Origin of the sequence: Klebsiella michiganensis, from assembly GCF_015139575.1 — a bacterium.
GTDB lineage: Bacteria > Pseudomonadota > Gammaproteobacteria > Enterobacterales > Enterobacteriaceae > Klebsiella > Klebsiella michiganensis.
This window is the reverse complement of record NZ_AP022547.1, coordinates 5,493,928-5,515,544: the sequence shown is the minus strand read 5'-3', so window position 1 is coordinate 5,515,544 and position 21,617 is coordinate 5,493,928. Positions and strand designations below refer to the sequence as shown.

Sequence of the window (21,617 nt, the reverse complement as noted above, 5' to 3'; positions counted from 1 at the left end):
ATGTTACGCCAGGCATGGAAGACATGACCGGTGTTTATCTGGCGGATGAAGAAGGCGTGCCCCGACGGCTAAAAAGAAAAACAGGGCATATTCCATGAAATACGATTCACACTACTCGCTGGCCGTGCTGATCCCGATGGCCATCTGGGGAGGGATGCTGCCGGCGCAGGCCGCTGACAGCAACACGCCAGACGATACGAAGAAATCAGAAACGGCTACGGCAAATGATGACGAAACCATGGTGGTCACCGCGGCGGCGCAGACGCTGCAAGCGCCCGGCGTATCGACCATCACCGCTGAGGAGATCCGTAAACACCCGCCCGCGCGCGATGTCTCCGAGCTGATTCGTACCCAGCCCGGCGTCAACCTCACCGGCAACTCCACCAGCGGCCAGCGCGGTAATAACCGTCAGGTCGATATTCGCGGCATGGGGCCGGAGAACACCCTGATTCTGGTGGATGGTAAACCGGTGACCAGCCGTAATTCCGTGCGCTATGGCTGGCGCGGCGATCGAGATACGCGCGGTGATACCAGCTGGGTACCGGCGGAAATGATCGACCATATCGACGTGATTCGCGGCCCTGCGGCGGCCCGCTACGGTAATGGCGCGATGGGCGGGGTGGTAAATATCGTCACCAAACCGGCCACCAGCGAATGGCATGGATCATGGAATACCTATATGAACGCACCTCAGCACCGTAAAGAGGGCGCGACGAAGCGGACAAACTTCAGCCTCAATGGCCCGCTATCGGATGAGGTCAGCTTTAATTTATGGGGAAATCTGAGCAAAACGCAGGCCGATGCCCAGGATATTAATTCCGGTCACGAAGCGGCGCGAACCGGTAGCTATGCGGGATCGTATCCGGCTGGACGCGAAGGCGTAGTGAATAAAGATATCCACGGTAAGCTGCGCTGGGAATTTGCGCCGATGCAGGCGCTGGAGTTTGAAACCGGCTACAGCCGCCAGGGCAACCTGTATGCAGGCGATACCCAGAATACCAATACCAGCACGCTGGTGAAAAGTATGTACGGTAAAGAGACCAACCGCCTCTATCGTCAGACTTATGGCGTCACGTGGACCGGCGGCTGGGATAACGGCGTGACCAGCAATACTTACGCGCAGTATGAGCACACCCGTAACTCGCGTATGAACGAGGGTCTGGCGGGGGGAACGGAGGGGATCTTCTCCAGCAGCGAATTCTCCGATATCGACCTGTCGGATGTGCTGCTGCACAGCGAGGTGAATATTCCGTTTACCCTGGGATTCGAGCAGAATCTGACGCTGGGTACCGAGTGGAACCAGCAGCGGATGAAAGATGGCGTATCGACCACCCAGTCGCTCTCTTATGGCTCCATTGACGGTATCTCGGCAACCGGGCGTAGCCCCTATTCCAGCGCCGAGATTTTCTCGCTGTTTACCGAAGATAATATCGCGCTGACCGAGAGCACTATGCTGACGCCGGCTCTGCGCTTCGACCATCACAGCATCGTTGGCAATAACTGGAGCCCATCGCTGAACCTCTCGCAGGGGCTGTCGGATGACTGGACGCTGAAGCTGGGCATCGCCCGCGCCTATAAAGCGCCAAACCTTTATCAGCTCAACCCGAACTATATTCTCTACAGCAACGGCCAGGGCTGCTATGCCAGCAGCTCAGCCTGTTACCTGATGGGGAACAGCGATCTGAAGGCGGAAACCAGCGTTAATAAAGAGATTGGCCTTGAGTATAAGCACAACGGCTATCAGGCGGGGCTGACCTGGTTCCGTAACGACTATCATAACAAGATTGAATCGGGCTACTCGGCGGTGGGAACGGCCAGCAACGGCACGACCAATATTTATCAATGGGAAAACGTACCGAAGGCGCTGGTTGAAGGGCTGGAAGGCTCATTAAACCTGCCGGTAAGCGAAACGGTCAACTGGAGCAACAACCTGACGTGGATGCTGCAGAGTAAGAACAAGACCACCGGCGATCGCCTGTCGGTGATCCCGCAGTTCACCCTTAATTCGACCGTCAGCTGGCAGGTACGCGACGATCTTTCGCTGCAGAGTACTTTCACCTGGTATGGTCGGCAAAAACCTAAGCGCTTCAACTATAAGGGCGAGGCGGTATCCGGCAGCGAGCTGAATGAAGTGAGCCCGTACAGCATCGTCGGGCTCAGCGCGACCTGGGATGTGAATAAAAACCTGAGCCTGACCAGCGGCGTGGATAACCTGTTCGATATTCGCCACTACCGCGCCGGTAACGCGCAGACCACGGGGAATTCGACGACCGGCGCCTATCTGTATGGCGCGGGCGCGGAGACCTATAATGAATCGGGTCGGACGTTTTATGTCAGCGTGAATACGCACTTCTGATTATCTACTCAAACACCCGCCGGGATAGTGAACTATTCCGGCTTTTTATGTCGGGGAAAAAGGCCGGAGATATAAATGATGACAAAATCTCCACGGCTTCTACACAATTAACTCAACTTAGCAGCTTACACTGTTTCCTGTTGATCGGGTCTGCTTGATCCCGGAAACGATTAACGGTGGCATCCTGCCATTTCCATTCTAACGTTGTGTTCCTCTTCCCCCTTCCATTCCCAACCGCAGCAATGCGGAGGAGGGGGATCCCCTATCCGGAGATACACAGGATTTTGCGAAACTGGCCAGGCGTAATCGCATAGTATCTTTTAAAGGTACGGTTAAAGGCGCTGATATCTTCATAGCCCGCCATAATACAAATATCAACGATGCGAAAAGCCGGTTTAACCTTTAATAAATCAAGGGCTAATTGCATCCGCTGTTGGCGAATATAGGCCATTGGCGACATATTAAAATAGTGACGAAACAGGCGAAAAAGATGCCATTCAGAATAGCCGGAAAAGAGGCTCAGCGCCCGCATGGTGAGCTTCTTTTCAAGATTGTTTTTTATCCATTGCACCAGCTCGCTAAGCACTGAACGCTGAATTTCATTTCGTGGCATGATATCTACTCATTTCATTATAATGGCAATCTGGCTGCATAATTTATTCACTGTCTCTTCATTTTATCTACGGGGTTATAGGTTAGTTTGTGGCTGTTCCTGGTTTATCCCAGAGAGCATCATTCCTAACAAGATCTTTTTCCCCCTTTCAATCAATGAGAAAGGGGGCTTTTTGTTTTTTTAATTAAAAAACAAAAGATGTTGAATTTTAATGTTGTCAGGAAATGCTTATCTGACTGGGTGGGAGAAGGAAAGTTCCATTAGAAAATAATTTTTTCACCATTCTCATATATCCATTTTTTCTCCATTTTCTCGTCATAATTGCGTGCAATTCTGCGCCTCGTTCAGGTTATTTAAAACGGCGTCAGAATCTGTCTGGCGCAATGAACTGCATTATTCCCAGCAGGTATCTGCTATTGCCAAATATCTTTTAGACGACACCTCCATGCTAAAAAAAACGAGTCTCATCGCCGGTCTATTGATTTCCCCTTTAACGCTTTACGCATCAACCGCCTATACGGTAGATGACATTCGTTTCGAAGGGCTACAGCGCGTTACCGTTGGCGCTGCGCTACTGAGCATGCCTGTTCATACGGGAGAAGAGGTTTCTAACGAGGATATCAGTGATTCGGTCCGCGCCCTGTACGCCAGCGGCAACTTTGAGAACGTGCAGATCCTGCGCGATGGCAGCACGCTGGTGGTGCAGGTCACAGAGCGGCCAACCATCGCTAAAATCAGCTTTTCCGGGAATAAATCCGTTAAGGATGATGCTCTCAAAGAGAATCTGGCCGCCAGCGGTATTGAAGAAGGCAGCGCGCTGGATCGCAATGCGCTCACGGAAATAGAAAAGGGGCTCCAGGATTTCTATTACAGCGTCGGGAAATATAGCGCTCAGGTCCATGCTGTCGTCACGCCGCTACCGCGTAATCGCGTTGATTTAACCTTTGTCTTTCAGGAGGGGGTATCGGCAAAAATTGCGCAAATTAATATTATTGGCAACCAGGCCTTTAGCGCAGAAACATTGCTGGACCAGCTGCAGCTTCGCGACAGCGTTCCGTGGTGGAACGTGATTGGCGATAAGAAATACCAAAAGCAAAAAATGGCGGCGGATCTTGAGACCATCCGTAGCTATTATCTCGATCGCGGCTACGCGCGTTTTACCATTAACTCCAGTCAGGTCAGTATTACTCCGGATAAAAAATCGCTGTATATCACGATCAATCTTACCGAAGGCGATCGTTATAACGTGGCCAGTACGGTCGTGACCGGCGATATGGCGCAGCATAACCAGGAAATTGAAGCGCTGGTGAAGCCTTTAGCGGGGAAATGGTACAGCGGCGCGGAAATCACGGCGGCTGAGAACAGCATTAAGACGCTGCTGGGAAAATACGGCTATGCCTGGCCGCAGGTTAATACCGCGCCGGATATTGATGAGACGAAAAAAAGCGTCGTTTTGCATATTAACGTCAATGCCGGACGCCGTTATTCGGTTCGTCAGATTCGCTTTGAGGGTAACGATACTTCCCGCGATGCGGTGCTGCGTCGCGAAATGCGCCAGATGGAAGGCGCGTGGCTGAATGACGAGAAAGTCGAGCAGGGGAAAACGCGGCTGGATCGTACCGGATTTTTTGAAACCGTCGACAAGCAGATCGTTCCGGTAAGCGGTAGCCAGGATCAGGTGGACGTGGTCTATAAGGTGAAGGAGCGCAATACCGGCTCCTTTAACGTTGGTCTGGGCTTTGGTACCGACAGCGGCGTGAGCTACCAGCTCGGCGTCACTCAGGATAACTGGCTGGGGACCGGCAATAGCGTCAGCTTCAACGGCACGCGCAACAGCTACCAGTCCTATATTGAGCTGGGAGCGACGAACCCTTACTTCACCGTGGATGGCGTCAGCCTCGGCGGCAAAATTTTCTACAACAGCTACGACGCCTCGGATGCCGATTCCGGAAGCTACAACCAGCAAAGCTACGGCGTTGGCAGTACGCTGGGATTCCCGATTAGCGAGAATAACGCCCTCAACCTTGGCCTGGACTATGTCCATAACCGCCTGACCAATATGGAGCCGGAGCTCACCACCTGGAGCTATCTTAACTCACGGGGCATCTATCCTGACGTCGTCACCAAAGACGGCGACAGCGGTGCGACCTATAGCGCCAATGACTATTTTGCCAGCGTTGGCTGGAGCTATAACAACCTCGATCGCGGTTTCTTCCCGCGGGCTGGGAATAAAAGCAGCCTGACCGCCAAGGTCACCGTACCCGGTTCGGATAACAGCTATTACAAAGTGACTTTCGATACCACCCAATATATGCCGCTGGCCGAGAGCAAAAGCTGGGTATGGATGGAGCACCTGCGCGCGGGCTATGCCGATGGGCTGAACGGCAAATCGGTGCCGTTTTACGATAACTTTTATGCCGGCGGATCGTCGTCGGTTCGCGGTTTTTCGTCGAATACGATTGGCCCAAAAGCGGCTTATTATCGTTGTAATGGTTCTGAAAGCAGCTACAGCACCTGTCCGCTGGACTCATCATCCGATGCGGTTGGCGGTAACGCGATGGCGGTGCTGAACAGCGAGTTTATTGTGCCGACGCCGTTTGTGAATGACAAATATGCCGACAGCCTGCGAACGTCGCTATTCCTCGACGCCGGTACGGTATGGAGCACCTCCTGGCAAAATACCGGCCAGACGCTGGCGGCCGGGATCCCGGACTATGGCGATCCGTCGCATATCCGGATGTCTGCCGGGATTGCGGTGCAGTGGATGTCGCCACTGGGCCCGCTGGTGTTCTCCTGGGCCGAACCCTTTAAAAAATACGATGGTGATAAAGCCGAGCAGTTCCAGTTTAATATTGGTAAAACGTGGTAATCCTGCTGCTTATTATTTGAAGGAGAGCTCGGTTATTTGTGGTAAATGCTAAAAATAGTACCGCAGGCTACCGCTGTGGGTAGCCTGTAATTAATTGTCAGTATATTCTTATTTATGTATATTCCTGCGGGGAACGCTTCTGGCTATTATGGTTAACCATTCATTATTAGAATGCTATATTTAAGGTAAGCCTTATTGAGTACGGGTGGTATTGAGTATTGTCTGATATCACATTATTAATCGATAACCTTGCGGTTAGCTATCATGGATGCTATCACTATATAGAGTCATTTATCAGCAATGCCAGCAAGGATAAAAAATGAAATGGACTATTCATAATACGCTTGTCTGCCCGTATTCCGGCGTGGCTTTTTCTTCGATTTCCAGCCTGCGGTTTTTAAAGTTTATTCTTTGGTATGAAGCCGACATTTTATTACTGCCGGGAGAGTCGATGAAGCTCTACTCGTCCAGCGTGTTAATTAACGAGCAATATCATGCGGTAAAGGTTTATAACATCACGCGATACGATGAAGCCCAGTGGGAGAAACTGCGGGAGCGGCCTTCTTGTCCGTATCAATCTACCGCCACGACGGCAAACGCCTGTTCTTACCAGGCGCACTGCGCAATAAAACGCTGCCCGAACAACTTTCCACGCGGGCTATTGGGCAGTCGTCCGTCGGCCAGCGGAAGCGTTATAACCAGACCATAATGGTGTCATCGCTGCGGTTTATATCGGTGATGGGGTTATGCTGTCGCAGAGGGGGAAATCGCGGGTGGCGGTGCTGTGCACCTGTCCGGGCAACCGGTTCACCGCCGTCTGGTGGTCCGGTCAGCGACATCGGCGCCCGGATAAGGCGGGCCGACATCAGGTCATCATCATCGGCCATTCTGGCGGAGTCTGGCTCATGACTTCAATCATCACGTCCTTGATATTGCCCCAGATTTTCGCCACGTCCAGCAGCGTAATGCCTAACAGACCGGTGGCGAACCAGCAGGCTGCGGCCAGGCCCATACAGCTACAAATCACCGCTAAACCGGCATAATCGCTTTTACGTAGCTGAATGTTCAACGAGCTGGCCAGAAACATCAGCACTGCGCTCACGAGTGGCCAGCGCAAAAGCACGACACTGGTAGTAATGGAAGCCATCAACCTATCCTCAACGAAATTTGGGAGCCTTTGACAACCGGATGAGACTGACGATGGAACGGCGCTCTGGCTATCTTCAGGCAAACAAGATCGTAATGAAACAACGTTTTTGTTTCATCAGCTAATGTGAACTATATCACACTTGTTCTTTTATTCACCAGCCAAAAATGGTGTTTTCTTGCGCTTATTAGCCATGTAAATAGCAGGGTTAATAAGGAGGGCGCGGGGCTTTCTTGCAATGTGAAGGCTGATTATAAGGGATTATCGGCGGTTTTGGTTTTTTAATAAGGTTTATGTTCTGCGGATTTTATTACTTATTCTGGCTAATTATACGGATAAACCGAATGACATAGTGGAGCTAATCTCATTATGTTGAGAATGTTTCTCCAGTGGTCCTATAAGCCAGTATTATTCATAATTCATCGTCATGAGGTTTTTACGTCAAAGCGTGGGTTGCTGAGATGCTCCGTTCATATCACAGTAAGCAGAGTCATCGGGGCTGTTCACCTTGATTAAGGCGTATCGCATGGATAAAAAGCGGAAATGAATCATAGCGCGCCGCATAAGGCGTTGAGAATATTTGGCATCGTGCTGGTCATTCTGCTGCCGGTGCTGCTGGCGTTGTGGTTTGCGCAAATTCGCGCCAAAGCGGAAACCGCCGATCAGCTGAGGCTGTTTTCTCGACTGGCGCTGCAAAAAACGGAGATGGTGATTCGTGAAGCCGACGAAGCGCGCGATAAAGCCCGCTTGTATCAGGGAGCGATATGTTCACCACAGCATCAGCAATATTTGCTCGGTATTGTTCGCGGCCTGCTCTATATCGACGATTTAATCTACGCCAACGGCACCCATTTCTTCTGCTCCACTTCGGTTCGCCGCCAGACGGGGTGGCAAATTCCGGCCGCAACCTATACCAAAAAGCCGGATGTCGCGATTTACTACTACCGCGAGACCCCTTTCTACCCTGGCTATGCGATGAACTATATGCAGCGCGGCAACTATGTGGTGGTGGTTAATCCGCTCTCATACAGCGCGTTGATCACCAGCGACCGCGACCTCGCCTGGGGCGTTTTTGATACCAAAACCCACCAGTTTTTTTCCGTCAGCAAGAATGCCGACCCCGATGAGCTGCATCGCCTGATTCGCGCTGAAGCGTCTTTATTTCACCAGGATGGCCGCGTTTATACCATCGCCCATTCCACCGTTCGCCCGATAGCCGTCATTATGTCCACTTCGCGCGTCAGCTATTATCAGAATTTTTATAATCAGGTGACCCTGACGCTACCGCTGGGGCTGATTTGCAGCGTATTGCTCCTGCTGGTGTGGTCGCGCACCCGTCAGCAGTACCACTCTCCGCGGAAGATGCTGCAGCGCGCGTTAAACCGTCGTCAGCTGTGCCTTCACTATCAACCGGTTATCGATATTAAAAATAACCGCTGCGTCGGTACCGAAGCATTATTGCGCTGGCCAGGCTTTGATGGGCCGGTGATGAGTCCGGCGGAGTTCATTCCGATGGCGGAAAATGAAGGGATGATCGCCCAGGTCACCGACTATGTCATCGATGAGGTATTTTCCGACCTGGGCGAGTTTCTGGCGCGGCAGCCGCATCTGTACGTGGCGATTAACCTCTCCGCTTCCGATTTCCATTCCGCACGCTTGATTGAGCACATCAACGAGAAGATCCAGCGCTACGCGGTCAAGGCGGAACAAATCAAAATCGAAGTGACCGAACGCGGGTTTATCGATGTGGCGAAAACGACGCCGGTGATCCAGGCGTTCCGCGATGCGGGATATGAAATCGCCATCGATGATTTCGGCACCGGCTACTCCAACCTGCACAATCTTCATGCGCTCAACGTCGACGTTCTGAAGATTGATAAATCTTTTGTCGACATGCTGACGAGCAATACCACCAGCCATCTGATTGCCGAGCATATTATCCAGATGGCAAACAGCCTGCATTTAAAAATCGTGGCTGAAGGCGTCGAAACGGCAGAGCAGGTAGCCTGGCTCCAGCAACGCGGCGTGCAGTACTGTCAGGGGTGGCACTTTGCGAAAGCGATGCCGCCGCAGGAGTTCATGCTGTGGCTGGCGAATGAGCGCACCTGCCTCAGCCCCTATCAGCCGCACTATCAGGCAGAAATTTGATGGCGATAGGCGGTCGGCGTTCGGTCAAATTCGCGACGGAACACCCGCGAGAAGGTTTGCTGCGACACGTAGCCGAGATCCATCGCGATATCAAAAATAGGGCGCTGGGTGGTTCTTAGCGCTTCCGCGGCGAGCAGCAGGCGGCGCTGGCGAATGTAATCGCCCAGCGTTTGATGCATCACGGCGCGGAACATCCGCTGCAGATACCATTTCGAGTATCCCGATTTTCTGGCGACTATATCAATGTTAAGTGGTTGATCGATATGTTCATCAATCCATTCAATAAGCGTTTGGATAATATCCTGATGGGACATAAAGCGGCCTCTCTCAATTCTCGATTCGTCGTTTTGTCTGCGGGCGAGTATAATTCCTCAAGTTAACTTGAGGTAAAGCGCTTTATGGAAAAGAAATCACCCCGCATCAAAATGCTGCTGACGCCCGGCGAAGTGGCAAAACGAACCGGCGTGGCCGTCTCCGCGCTGCACTTTTATGAAAGTAAAGGGCTGATCCACAGTCAGCGCAACGCGGGCAATCAGCGGCGCTACCGGCGCGACGTCCTGCGCGCGGTGGCGATCATTAAGATTGCGCAACGCATTGGTATTCCGCTGGCGACCATCGGCGACGCGTTCGGCGTACTGCCGGAAGGGCATAACCTCAGCGCCAAAGAGTGGAAGATGCTGTCGTCCCAGTGGCGGGAGGAGCTGGACCGGCGCATTCATACCCTGACCGCGCTGCGCGATCAGCTCGATGGCTGTATCGGCTGCGGCTGTCTGTCGCGTCGCGACTGCCCGTTACGCAACCCGGGCGATAAGCTGGGTGAAGAGGGGACCGGCGCGCGATTGCTGGAGGATGACTAAAAAACTAAAGCGCCACAACAGGGCGCTTTAGTTGTTTTCCGGTCTTGGTCTTTCGCACTATCCCGCTGGTACGCAGGAGGGTTTCCCCCGACGTCGGCTCACCTCAGTATTGCGCAATCTTTGATGGAGGTTCCGGTTTGCGCCGACAATTTAAGTGTGGCTCTTTTCTCTGAATTTGCCTCTTCAGTTTGCCGAAAAATTCCCGGCATCCGCCGCCTGTTCCTATAGTTAATTTGAACAAACAGCGGGAGAGGCCCATGTTAACGGTACATCATCTCAATCAGTCACGATCGCAGCGCGTGTTATGGGCGCTGGAAGAGCTGCAGCTGCCTTATCAGGTTGTCTCTTATCAGCGTGGCAAGGATATGCTCGCACCGGCGGAATTAAAAAGCGTTCATCCGCTGGGTAAATCGCCGGTGGTTGAGGATAACGGCCACATTCTGGCGGAGTCCGGCGCCATTCTGGAATATTTACAGGAAACCTATGATAGCGCCCGGCGCTTAAAACCTGAGTCGGTGGAAGATAAGCTGCAATATCGCTTTTGGCTGCACTACGCCGAGGGGTCGCTGATGCCCCTGCTGCTGATGAAGCTGGTGTTTGCCAGCCTGGGCAAACCGCCGGTGCCGTTTGGTATGCGCACGCTGGGTAATGCGTTGGGCAAGGGGGTACAGAAGGCCTGGCTTAACCGCCAGGTGGACACCCATGCCCGCTTTATTGAAGCGCACCTTTCCCGCCAGCGCTGGTTTGCCGGCGCTGAGCTGAGTATGGCCGATATTCAGATGAGCTTTCCCGCGATGGCGCTGCTGGCGCGCGGCGGCGTGGAGAATTTACCCCATCTGACGCAGTGGGTTCAGCGCGTGGAGCAGCGCCCGGCCTGGCAAAAAGCGGTTGAGCGCGGGGGGCCGTTCACCTTACCCGGCGAATAAACTATTACTAAAGCCGATGACCGGGGAAAATTGCTATCAGCGCAATACAAAAATGTTACCGGATTGCGCATGGACGATAACGTTTGCGCATCGGCTGGTTATTTCCTGAACGTCATAAGCGAAATTTAGCGAAATACGACAAACTTCAGTTGAAAAGGCCCGTCTAAAGGCTGGATAATCGTTTGCCTTTTTATTTTGCTCATCATTTCCTCTGCTGACAGAGGGGAGCAAAGTCATTCTTCACACCGTACTGTATGCGCGGAGTTAAACGTTTGCTTTTTCGCGGCCCCTGGCGCTGCGATGTAGCACAAGGAGATCGCGTTTAGCTGGCAGTGGATGGTCCACCACGCATTCGGACGAACGATAAAAATTCTCAGGGGAAGTTTTCTATGTCTACGCCTTCAGCGCGTACCGGCGGTTCATTGGACGCCTGGTTTAAAATTTCTGCTCGCGGCAGTACCGTGCGTCAGGAAATCGTTGCCGGTCTTACCACCTTCCTGGCGATGGTTTACTCCGTCATCGTGGTGCCGGGTATGCTCGGCAAAGCGGGTTTTCCACCGGCTGCGGTATTTGTTTCCACCTGTCTGGTTGCCGGCGTCGGCTCGCTGGTGATGGGGCTGTGGGCGAACCTGCCGCTGGCGATTGGCTGCGCCATCTCCCTGACCGCGTTTACCGCCTTTAGCCTGGTACTGGGTCAACAGATCAGCATTCCGGTCGCGCTGGGCGCGGTGTTCCTGATGGGGGTCCTGTTCACCGTGATCTCCGCGACCGGCATTCGTAGCTGGATCCTGCGTAACCTGCCGCAGGGCGTGGCGCACGGTACGGGGATTGGTATCGGTCTGTTCCTGCTGCTGATTGCCGCCAACGGCGTGGGCCTGGTGATTAAAAATCCGCTGGATGGTCTGCCGGTGGCGCTGGGTAATTTTGATAGCTTCCCGGTGATTATGTCGCTGGTCGGGCTGGCGGTGATTATCGGCCTCGAAAAACTGAAAGTGCCGGGCGGTATCCTGCTGACGATTATCGGCGTCTCGATTATCGGCCTGATCTTCGATCCTAACGTTCACTTCTCCGGTATCTTCGCCATGCCGTCGCTGAGCGACGATAAAGGCAACTCGCTGATCGGTAGCCTGGATATCGTGGGCGCGCTGAACCCGGTGGTTCTGCCAAGCGTGCTTGCGCTGGTGATGACCGCGGTGTTTGACGCCACCGGAACCATCCGCGCGGTGGCCGGCCAGGCGAACCTGCTGGATAAAGACGGGCAGATTATTAACGGCGGCAAAGCGCTGACCACCGACTCCCTGAGCAGCGTCTTCTCCGGCCTGGTCGGGGCGGCGCCGGCGGCGGTGTATATCGAATCCGCTGCCGGTACTGCGGCGGGCGGCAAAACGGGCCTGACGGCAGTGACCGTCGGCGTGCTGTTCCTGCTGATCCTGTTCCTCTCTCCGCTCTCGTATCTGGTGCCGGCTTATGCCACCGCGCCGGCGCTGATGTACGTCGGCCTGCTGATGCTGAGCAACGTGGCGAAAATCGATTTCAACGATTTCGTCGACGCGATGGCGGGCCTGATTACCGCGGTCTTTATCGTGCTGACCTGCAACATCGTGACCGGCATCATGATCGGCTTTGCGTCGCTGGTGATCGGTCGTCTGGTGTCCGGCGAATGGCGTAAGCTAAACCTGGGTACGGTGATCATCGCCGCGGCGCTGGTTATCTTCTACGCCGGCGGTTGGGCGATTTAACTTTTCCTGCTAACAACGGGCGGCTTTGGCCGCCCGTTTAATTTTTAAGCCACATCCTGTTTCCTTTTGCGTTAATCTGAGTAGCGTATTATGCCGAGACATGACGCCTCAGATGTAAAAAAAAGACACGCAGCAAACAGGGAACACATGGAAATATTCTTTACCATACTCATCATGACCCTCGTGGTCTCTCTCTCCGGGGTGGTTACACGCGTACTGCCCTTTCAGGTTCCACTCCCCTTAATCCAAATTGGCATCGGCGCGCTGTTGGCCTGGCCTACCTTCGGATTGCACGTTGAATTCGACCCCGAACTCTTTCTGGTTCTGTTCATTCCGCCGCTGCTTTTTGCCGATGGCTGGAAGACGCCAACCCGTGAGTTCATAGAGCATGGACGGGAAATTTTCGGTCTGGCGCTGGCGCTGGTGGTGGTAACGGTGGTCGGTATTGGCTACCTCATCTACTGGATCGTGCCGGGTATTCCGCTGATTCCGGCTTTTGCTCTGGCGGCGGTTCTGTCGCCAACGGATGCCGTGGCGCTGTCGGGAATTGTCGGCGAAGGGCGCATTCCGAAAAAAATAATGGGCATTTTGCAGGGCGAAGCGCTGATGAACGATGCCTCCGGCCTGGTCTCCCTGAAGTTTGCCGTTGCGGTGGCGATGGGCACCATGGTCTTTACCGTCGGCGGCGCGACGGTGGAGTTCTTCAAGGTGGCGGTCGGCGGTATTCTCGCGGGCTTTGTGGTCAGCTGGCTGTACGGGCGCTCGATGCGCTTCCTCAGCCGCTGGGGCGGCGATGAACCGGCAACGCAAATTGTGCTGCTGTTCCTGCTGCCGTTCGCCTCTTATCTGATCGCGGAGCATATCGGCTTTTCCGGGATCCTGGCGGCGGTCGCCGCGGGGATGACCATTACGCGTTCCGGGGTGATGCGCAGCGCGCCGCTGGCGATGCGCCTGCGCGCCAACAGCACCTGGGCGATGCTGGAGTTCGTGTTTAACGGCATGGTCTTCCTGCTGTTGGGCCTGCAGCTGCCGGACATTCTTTCCAGCTCGCTGGTGGCCGCAGAAGCGGATCCCAACGTCGAAACCTGGATGCTGTTTACCGATATCATTCTGATTTATGCCGCCCTGATGCTGGTGCGTTTTGGCTGGCTGTGGACGATGCGCAAACTGAGCCAGCGTTTCCTGAAAAAGAAACCGATGGAGTTCGGCTCCTGGACCACACGCGAGCTGCTGATCTCCTCCGTCGCCGGCGTTCGCGGGGCGATTACCCTTGCCGGTGTACTGTCTATTCCTCTGCTGCTACCGGACGGCAACGTCTTCCCGGCGCGCTATGAGCTGGTGTTCCTCGCCGCCGGGGTGATTCTGTTCTCACTGTTCGTCGGCGTGATTGTGCTGCCGATTCTGCTGCGCCATATCGAGTCGACCGACCATGTCCAGCAGCGCAAAGAGGAGCGTCTGGCGCGGGCCGCTACGGCGGATGTGGCGATTGTCGCGATTCAGAAAATGGAAGAGCGTCTGGCTGCGGATACCAAAGAGAATATTGATAATCAGCTGCTGACCGAGGTCAGTTCGCGGGTGATTGGTAACCTGCGTCGTCGCGTCGATGGCCGCAACGATGTTGAAACGTCGATGCTGGAGGAGAGCCTCGAACGCCGGTTCCGCCTGGCGGCGCTGCGTTCCGAACGCGGTGAGCTGTACCACCTGCGCGCCACCCGGCAGATCAGCAACGAGACGCTGCAGAAGCTGCTGCACGACCTCGATCTGCTGGAAGCGCTGCTTATAGAAGATCAGTAACGCCGTACCTGTTCCCCGGGTCAGGCGTTGACGCCGCGACCCGGGGACTTACTTCAGCCAGAACGCCTTACTGCACTCCAGCCACGCTCGCGCGCTGTGCGACAGATAAACGCCTTCCCGCCAAATCATCCCCAGCTCCCAGCGCAGATCGCTCTGCAACGGCATCCAGCAAAAGCTCTGCGGGTCGAGGCGCTGGCAAATCGGCTCCGGCAAAATCGCGATGCCAATCCCCGCCTGGACCATGGCGGCCAGAAAATCCCACTGTCCGCTGCGCACGGCGATGCGCGGCTTAACATCATGCTGAGCAAACAGCCGCATCAGCTGCTGGCTGAGGGCGAAATCCTCGTTGTAAATCACCAGCGGATGCCCGGCGAGCGCCTGCGGCGACAATGACCTGAGGCCCTCCCATTGTGCCGTTCTCGGCGTCAGTACGCAGAGCGGATGGCTGAACAGAGATAGCGTCGTCAGGCCGCTGGCCTCATCAACCGGAAGCGCCGTCATGGCTAAATCCAGTTCGCCGTTGCTGACCGCCTGCTGCACGGTCAATCCGCCAAACTCGGAGATTTTCAACTCGATACCCGCATAGCGCTGGCGAAAGCGGCTAATCGGCTCGGCCATCAACATGCCGACCATCGGTGGGATCCCGAGACGCAGTACGCCTTTGTGCAGATGATTAATATCGCTCAGCTCCGACTCCAGCTGGTGAAATTCGCCAAGGATGGCCTGCCCGCGCTCGAAAACCACGCGTCCGGTATCGGTCAGCAGCAGCCGGCGACCGTCGCGGATCAGCAGCGTGCAGTTCAGCTCATCTTCAAGGTTTTTAAGCATCTTGCTGATGGTGGGCTGCGTGACGAACAGTTTCTCCGCCGCGCGGGTAAAGCTTTGCTGGCGAACCACTTCGACAAAATAACGCAGCGTTCGGATATCCATAATTATTCCCTGAGACTATACCTGTGATGATTTTAATTCATTTCTGCCGCGCCGGGCGGCTCTCTATACTGCACGCCTGTCTTCTTTTTCAGGAATACCGCTCATGGCCTTTGCGCCAGCTCGCGTGACGCCCTTCGTTATGCAACGTCTTCAGGTACCGGTTCAGGTCCTGATCTACGCCGGACTGTTCGTCTGCGCTGAATATTTAGTTAACTGGCTGCACCTGCCGCTTCCGGCGAATCTGGTGGGCATGCTGATGATGCTGGCGCTGATCGTCTGCCGGGTCATTCCTTTAAACTGGGTACGCGCCGGAGCCCGCTGGCTGCTGGCGGAGATGCTGCTGTTTTTCGTACCGGCGGTGGTGGCGGTCGTCAACTACGCGCAGCTGCTGATGGTTGATGGCTGGCGTATCTTTCTGGTGATTGGCTTGAGCACTACGATGGTGTTGGGCGCCACGGCATGGGTGGTTGATAAAGTGTATCGCTATGAAGTCAGCAGGATGAAACATGAGTGATTTTCAGCTGAGCCTCCTGTGCCTTCTTGTCACGCTGGGACTCTATTTTGCCAACAAGCGGCTTTATCGCCGCTTCCATAAACTGCCGCTGATGCCGCTGGTTTTCACCCCGATCCTGTTGGTCATGATGCTGGTATTCGGCCATATCTCTTATCAACGCTATATGGGGGAGACCCACTGGCTGCTGTGGCTGCTGGGCCCGGCGACGATCGCCTTTGCCGTGCCGGTATACGACAACCTGGCGATTATTAAGCGCCACTGGATGTCGCTGACGGCTGGCGTCACTACCGCCTCGGTTGTCGCGGTGACCAGTTCGGTGTGGCTGGCGCGATTATTTACCTTGCCTGATGAGATCCAGCGCAGCCTGGCGGTACGCTCCGTTACCACCCCCTTTGCGCTGGCGGCAGCCAAACCGCTGGGCGGCCAGCCAGATTTAGTCGCTCTGTTTGTCGTGGTCACCGGGGTATTCGGGATGGCGGTAGGGGATGTACTGTTTCTGCGTCTTTCTATTCGCGAAGGTATGGCAAAAGGGGCCGGATTGGGTGCCGCATCGCACGGCGCCGGTACCGCACGATCCTACGAGCTTGGCCCTCAGGAGGGCGTGGTCGCCAGCCTGGTGATGATGCTATCCGGAGTGGTGATGGTGCTGGCCGCGCCGCTGGTGAGATGGGCCATGTTCTGACCCCCTTTTTAATTAATCAACGCATACTCGCTAAGGTACTTTTCCATATCTCACGACTATTTATACTCATATGAATAGTCATTTCATCTTATCGAGATGAACGGTTAATTAAATATTCGTATTTGTAAGATAATCCGATGATATCATAGGTTTTATCCTTATTTGTCCCTCTCTTAAATTGTAATCAAATGTTTCAATTTGAGATTTTTTTGATATTAATGAAGAATGTGAATATGTGAAATGATATTTTTTATGAATAAGTTTAATGTTTAACGCTATGATTTTATTTGGTTATTTATAATATATATTTTGTATTGATTGGTTCAAAGTTATTATTCATTTGAGATGATTCACATATGGTTATTGAGAATAGTCTCGATTTTAGATACCTTATTGACGTGAGCTTTTATTATTGAATGGATTCATGTGGAACTAAAGCTCTTGTATTTATAGGTTAGTAATATTAAATGCAGGTTACTCACTCCCCATGCACATTATCGGCTTATAGTTTTAGCTGATGTCTGGCTTCATTCTCTAATAGACGCCATAAAACAATTGATGGATTGATTGTTAATCTTAATAAAAAGGGGAATACCAATGAACTTCAGTACCAAAACTCTTGCCAAAATATTAGCCTTATCTGCCGGCTGCGCTCTGGTTAATCTGTCTCAGGCCGCGAATACCATTACTTTTAAGGGTAAGGTCTCCGACACTACCTGTACAGCCACTATCGATAATGGCGTTTCGTCCATTGATATGGGGACCTCATCGGTAGCCGATCTGGATGCGAATATCTACGGTGCGGCGAAGAGTTTTTCTTTCACTTTAACCGGATGCCCTAAGACTACAGACGGCGGTACCAGTGTGGCCAAAGTGACGTTTGGTGGCGAAGCGGACACGACGAATAGCGATTACTTCAGGAACCAGGCGACAGACTCACCCGCTACCGGCGTTGCGGTGGCGATTTTTGACAACAAGGGTGCCCTGCTGAAGAACAATACGGAAGGTGCTGACGTCGATATTACCTCCGGCACCGCGACCATTCCTTTTACCGTCAAACTGGCTAAATCTGGCGCGGATGCTCCCACCAAAGGGGCGGTGCAGACAACCGTGACTTACAACGTTACCTACTATTAATTTAGCGTCATATAAACCGACAAAAGGGAAAGCTCGCCGCTTTCCCTTCCTGGACTCTACCATGAAAAAATTAGCTTACTTAATCTGTTTTTTTTCCTGCATGTCTGTCGCACAGGCCAGCGTGGTGGTGGGGGGCACGCGAGTCATATTCGATGGTACCCAAAAGGCGGCGACGGTCTCTGTGCAAAATAAGGATAACGTGACAAATATCGTACAGTCCTGGATCGCGGTTGTGGATGAGGCATCACCAGCAAAAGATTCCTTTATTACCACCCCTCCGCTGTTTCGCCTGAAGGCCGGCGAACAAGGGTTTGTCCGAATCCTCCGCTCAGGTAAACCGCTGCCCGAAGAGCGAGAGTCGATGTTTTGGCTGAATATTAAAGGTATTCCCGCTATGGATAGCGCGCCGGACAAAAACATGGTGCAGTTTGCCATTAACTCGCGGATTAAACTTATTTTTCGACCAGCGGCATTAAAAAATGCCATACCGGAAAAGTTTGCCGAAAAACTGCAGTGGTCTGCTGAAGGCAGAGATATTAAAGTTAAAAACCCCTCGCCATTATATATGAACTTTTCTGATATTACGGTTAATGGTAAGTCAGTTCCTGAAGCATGGTTTGTTGCGCCTTTTTCAACCATAAAAATACCGGTAGCAAACACATCTTCACCAGGGAAAAAGAAAATCACATGGAGCGTGATCAATGACTATGGAATGCCGGGACCAAAATATACCGCCATCATTCAATAACGTTGGACAGAATTTTACATTCCTGTTGAAACGTGGCTACGTTGCCATTATTTCCTGCTTTATCACTATTCCGTTACCCGCTATCGCAGGTGAGTATTTCAATCCTCACCTGCTGGAGGTCAATGAAACCGGTACAACGGCCGTCGACCTGAGCTATATTTCCCAGGAAACCGTCCCGCCGGGCGAATATAACCTTGATGTTTATATTAACGACGAATTTATTGCTTCCGAATCAATCAGCTTCACGCAACAGAGTGAAGATCGTGACGCTTCTTCACCCTGTATCAGCGTCGCGCATCTGAAAGCGTGGTCAATCAAAACGGAAAATTATCCCGAGCTCACGGTCGCGGGTTCCCGCTGTGCCCGACTATCCGCAATCCCTGGATGGGGAACCACGGTATTACTTTCACAACAGCGCGTTGATTTTAACGTACCTCAGGTCGCGGTGATGCATCATCCGCGGGGATATGTCCCTGAAAGCCGGTGGCAACAGGGTATTACCGCGGGGCTACTTAACTATAATCTCTCCGGGCAAAAGACCGATCCGCGGCACGGCGGCGAAGCGACGTCCAGCCAGTTTGTGAGCCTGCAGCCGGGTTTAAACGTCGGGCCGTGGCGTTTACGGAACTACAGTACTCTCAACCATAATGATGACGGCAACCAGTGGGACTCGGTCTACAGCTATATTTCACGTGATATCCAGGCCCTGAAAGGCCAGCTGATCCTGGGTCAGACCTATACGTCATCAAGCGTGTTCGACAGTATTAGCTTCACCGGGCTACAGCTGAACTCAGATAAAGAGATGCTGCCGGATAGCATGAATGGTTTTGCGCCGGTCATTAAAGGTATCGCCCGCACCACCGCCGACGTGACGGTCTATCAGAACGGATACAGCATTTATAAAACAACGGTTCCCCCTGGCGCGTTTGAAATAAACGATCTTTACCCAACCGGGAGCGCGGGCGATCTGAATGTGACGGTAAAAGAGTCCGATGGCAGTGAACAGAGCTTTGTGGTGCCTTTTGCTTCGCTGGCGATTTTGCAGCGCGAGGGCCAGATAGATTACGCCCTGAGCAGCGGTAAAACGCGTTCGGGGAGTTCCGGCGGAAAAGAATATAGCTTCCTGCAATCTAACATTGCCTGGGGAGCATCGAGCAACGTCACGCTGTATAGCGGTTTTCAGCAGCTGGAGAACAAATACAGTAATGTTATCCTGGGCGCCGGGCTTAACCTGGGCACGATCGGCGCGCTCTCCCTCGATGCGTCCCAGTCCCGGGCGGATATAAAAGAGACGCCAACGTCGAATCACACGTCATCCAGCGAAGGGCAATCTTATCGCGTGCGCTTTAGCAAAGATATTCCGCAGACGGGAACCAACTTCTCCGTTGCCGGGTATCGTTATTCAACCCATGGCTATTATTCTCTGCAGAATTTTATTGATAGGTCGAATGCGCATAGCGGGTGCTGTTCATCAACGGGGCGGACTAAAGATCGTTTTGACGCTTCAGCCTCTCAGACTCTCTCAGGGTATGGTTCACTCTCCTTCTCTTTGGTCAGTGAATCTTATTGGGATAATTCACGCATGGAGTCGTTGGGCGTGAGCTACAGCAATACCATTGGCCGCATTTCCTATTTCATTAACTATTCCTATAGTCGAAATGTCCAGAGTTCAGGCCAGAATAGCGATAGTTCTCAGATCAGCGATAACCTTATTTCACTCACGGTGAGCGTGCCTTTTGGTGCGGATATCTCGGCCAGCTACAATATGAACAGCAGCCGGATGGGCGACACGACCCATAGCCTGGGTTTAAGCGGTTCGGCTTTTGCGGACCGTTCTCTGAACTGGAATATGCAGGAGGGTTACAATGCCAGCGCTAAAAGGACTTCCGGCAACGTCAATCTCAACTATCAGGGTTCAAAAGGTGAAGTCACCGCGGGATACGGGTATGACAGCTATAGCGCCCACTATAATTACTCGCTACGCGGTGGGATGCTGGCCCATTCCAGTGGAATAACGCTGTCACGCTATCTGGGCGAAAGCGTTGCGCTGGTTGAAGCGCCTGGCGTCAGCAATATTGCGGTGCGCGGGCAGACTAACGTGATGACCGACTCTGCCGGATACGCCGTTGTACCCTTCGTACGACCCTACCATGAAAATAATCTCTCTCTTGATGAACAGCAGGTCTCGGGAGCGGAAATCGATAATATTGCCAAAACGGTGGTCCCGACGCGTAATGCGATTGTAAAAGTTAAATATAATACCTGGATTGGCTATAAAGCGATGATGACTTTGCGTTTTAATAATAAAGAGGTCCCTTTTGGCGCCGTTATTACATTAGATGATGCAAGCCAGCAACCTCAAGAAAAACGCAGCACTATCGTAGGGGATTCCGGACAGGCCTATCTGACCGGGCTATCTGAAAAAGGCCGGTTATTTGTGAAGTGGGGTGATAGCAAAAATAGCCAATGCTATGTTAACTATGATTTATCCACCAATAAATCGGTTGATGATATCGTTTTTTATGCAGCGGATTGCCGATGATGAATAACTGGATGATTGCCTTGATACATAAATTAAGAATGGAATTAATGAGGGTAAATAATGGCGGGCGATTAATGAAATCGTTCGAGGTATTTATTATCACTATCGGACTTGCGTTGATGTTTGTAAGGCCAGCCTGGGCTTATGACGCCAATAGTACTGTTAATTTCAATATCACCGGTAAGATTGAAGAGCCCGTATGTGAGGTATCGGTAAAACCCTCCAGCGCTATCGATTTAGGAACGGTTTCCTATCAAAGTTTGAGCGGTAAACCGGGCGCGAGTAGCGCGGCTAAGATAGTTTCAATCGCCTTTGATAATTGCTCAAAGGGTACGGCGTCAGTGACGCTAATGTTTAGCGGTATTGTATTTGTTGGCAACGATATCAATGTATATATGAATGAGCTTTTTTCTGGTGCTCAGGACGTGTGGCTACAGTTGCAAAGCGCGGTGGACCAGAAAAACCTGGGACCAGGTGATAGCTATACCTATTTTTTCACTGATGGCGCTGAACATGTTTTTAATATGATCGCAAGAATGTATACGCCGAATGGTCGGGTGACGGCGGGCAGTGTCTCCTATACGGTCACGTTCAATGTTGCCTATAAATGATCTA

Annotated in this window: 18 protein-coding genes; 14 read left to right on the top strand and 4 right to left on the bottom strand. The window is 52.7% G+C overall.

Annotated features, from left to right (window positions below; genetic code table 11):
* Nucleotides 1-94: 94 nt before the first annotated feature.
* The gene (locus JLG71_RS25790; RefSeq protein ID WP_025107697.1) at nt 95-2,356 is read left to right on the top strand and encodes a TonB-dependent siderophore receptor; all 2,262 of its coding nucleotides are present in this window, start codon (nt 95-97) and stop codon (nt 2,354-2,356) included.
* Between the two features lie 262 nt (nt 2,357-2,618).
* Here the strand turns inward: JLG71_RS25790 and JLG71_RS25785 are convergent, their stop codons facing one another.
* Nucleotides 2,619-2,969, bottom strand: coding sequence for a helix-turn-helix transcriptional regulator (locus tag JLG71_RS25785; protein WP_025107696.1), 351 nt, complete (start codon nt 2,967-2,969; stop codon nt 2,619-2,621).
* A 445-nt stretch (nt 2,970-3,414) separates the two neighbouring features.
* Between JLG71_RS25785 and bamA the strand changes: the two genes are divergently transcribed.
* The gene (gene bamA / locus JLG71_RS25780; protein WP_025107695.1) at nt 3,415-5,838 is read left to right on the top strand and encodes an outer membrane protein assembly factor BamA; all 2,424 of its coding nucleotides are present in this window, start codon (nt 3,415-3,417) and stop codon (nt 5,836-5,838) included.
* A 319-nt stretch (nt 5,839-6,157) separates the two neighbouring features.
* Complete coding sequence (iraM, locus tag JLG71_RS25775) at nt 6,158-6,547, top strand: anti-adapter protein IraM (RefSeq protein WP_004097807.1); 390 nt, start codon at nt 6,158-6,160, stop codon at nt 6,545-6,547.
* A gap of 156 nt (nt 6,548-6,703) precedes the next feature.
* Here iraM and JLG71_RS25770 read toward each other — a convergent pair whose 3' ends face one another.
* Nucleotides 6,704-6,985, bottom strand: a complete 282-nt coding sequence (locus JLG71_RS25770; protein WP_004097808.1) for a YjcB family protein — start codon at nt 6,983-6,985, stop codon at nt 6,704-6,706.
* 543 nt (nt 6,986-7,528) lie between these two features.
* On the opposite strand from JLG71_RS25770, the gene JLG71_RS25765 reads away from it, so the two are divergent.
* Entirely contained in the window at nt 7,529-9,133 is a 1,605-nt protein-coding gene (locus tag JLG71_RS25765; RefSeq protein ID WP_025107694.1) for an EAL domain-containing protein, read from the top strand.
* Here the strand turns inward: JLG71_RS25765 and soxS are convergent.
* Entirely contained in the window at nt 9,118-9,447 is a 330-nt protein-coding gene (soxS, locus tag JLG71_RS25760; RefSeq protein WP_004097813.1) for a superoxide response transcriptional regulator SoxS, read from the bottom strand. The genes JLG71_RS25765 and soxS overlap by 16 nt on opposite strands.
* An 84-nt stretch (nt 9,448-9,531) precedes the next feature.
* Here soxS and soxR point away from each other — a divergent pair, with 84 nt between their 5' ends.
* From soxR to JLG71_RS25740, 4 genes are all read left to right on the top strand, one after another.
* The gene (gene soxR / locus JLG71_RS25755; protein ID WP_004097815.1) at nt 9,532-9,990 is read left to right on the top strand and encodes a redox-sensitive transcriptional activator SoxR; all 459 of its coding nucleotides are present in this window, start codon (nt 9,532-9,534) and stop codon (nt 9,988-9,990) included.
* Nucleotides 9,991-10,247: 257 nt separating this feature from the next.
* On the top strand, nt 10,248-10,916 hold the full coding sequence (locus tag JLG71_RS25750; protein WP_014227554.1) for a glutathione S-transferase family protein: 669 nt from the start codon (nt 10,248-10,250) through the stop codon (nt 10,914-10,916).
* 389 nt (nt 10,917-11,305) lie between these two features.
* Nucleotides 11,306-12,655 (top strand): NCS2 family permease, encoded by a 1,350-nt coding sequence (locus JLG71_RS25745; protein ID WP_004097818.1) that lies wholly within the window; start codon nt 11,306-11,308, stop codon nt 12,653-12,655.
* Nucleotides 12,656-12,802: 147 nt separating this feature from the next.
* Entirely contained in the window at nt 12,803-14,449 is a 1,647-nt protein-coding gene (locus JLG71_RS25740) for a Na+/H+ antiporter (RefSeq protein ID WP_025107692.1), read from the top strand.
* Nucleotides 14,450-14,497: 48 nt separating this feature from the next.
* Here JLG71_RS25740 and JLG71_RS25735 read toward each other — a convergent pair whose 3' ends face one another.
* A complete protein-coding gene (locus JLG71_RS25735) occupies nt 14,498-15,379 on the bottom strand; it encodes a LysR family transcriptional regulator (protein WP_064379934.1) in 882 nt (293 codons plus the stop codon).
* Between the two features lie 103 nt (nt 15,380-15,482).
* Between JLG71_RS25735 and JLG71_RS25730 the strand changes: the two genes are divergently transcribed.
* From JLG71_RS25730 to JLG71_RS25705, 6 genes are all read left to right on the top strand, one after another.
* Nucleotides 15,483-15,893, top strand: a complete 411-nt coding sequence (locus tag JLG71_RS25730) for a CidA/LrgA family protein (protein WP_004097823.1) — start codon at nt 15,483-15,485, stop codon at nt 15,891-15,893.
* Nucleotides 15,886-16,575, top strand: a complete 690-nt coding sequence (locus JLG71_RS25725; RefSeq protein ID WP_046876820.1) for an LrgB family protein — start codon at nt 15,886-15,888, stop codon at nt 16,573-16,575. Before JLG71_RS25730 ends, JLG71_RS25725 begins: the two co-directional genes overlap by 8 nt.
* Nucleotides 16,576-17,172: 597 nt before the next feature.
* Nucleotides 17,173-17,712 (top strand): fimbrial protein, encoded by a 540-nt coding sequence (locus JLG71_RS25720; RefSeq protein WP_032747511.1) that lies wholly within the window; start codon nt 17,173-17,175, stop codon nt 17,710-17,712.
* 61 nt (nt 17,713-17,773) lie between these two features.
* The gene (locus JLG71_RS25715; protein ID WP_025107688.1) at nt 17,774-18,460 is read left to right on the top strand and encodes a fimbrial assembly chaperone; all 687 of its coding nucleotides are present in this window, start codon (nt 17,774-17,776) and stop codon (nt 18,458-18,460) included.
* On the top strand, nt 18,414-21,002 hold the full coding sequence (locus tag JLG71_RS25710; RefSeq protein WP_047724832.1) for a fimbria/pilus outer membrane usher protein: 2,589 nt from the start codon (nt 18,414-18,416) through the stop codon (nt 21,000-21,002). Before JLG71_RS25715 ends, JLG71_RS25710 begins: the two co-directional genes overlap by 47 nt.
* The gene (locus JLG71_RS25705; protein ID WP_077254480.1) at nt 20,999-21,613 is read left to right on the top strand and encodes a fimbrial protein; all 615 of its coding nucleotides are present in this window, start codon (nt 20,999-21,001) and stop codon (nt 21,611-21,613) included. Before JLG71_RS25710 ends, JLG71_RS25705 begins: the two co-directional genes overlap by 4 nt.
* The last annotated feature ends 4 nt before the right edge of the window (nt 21,614-21,617 follow it).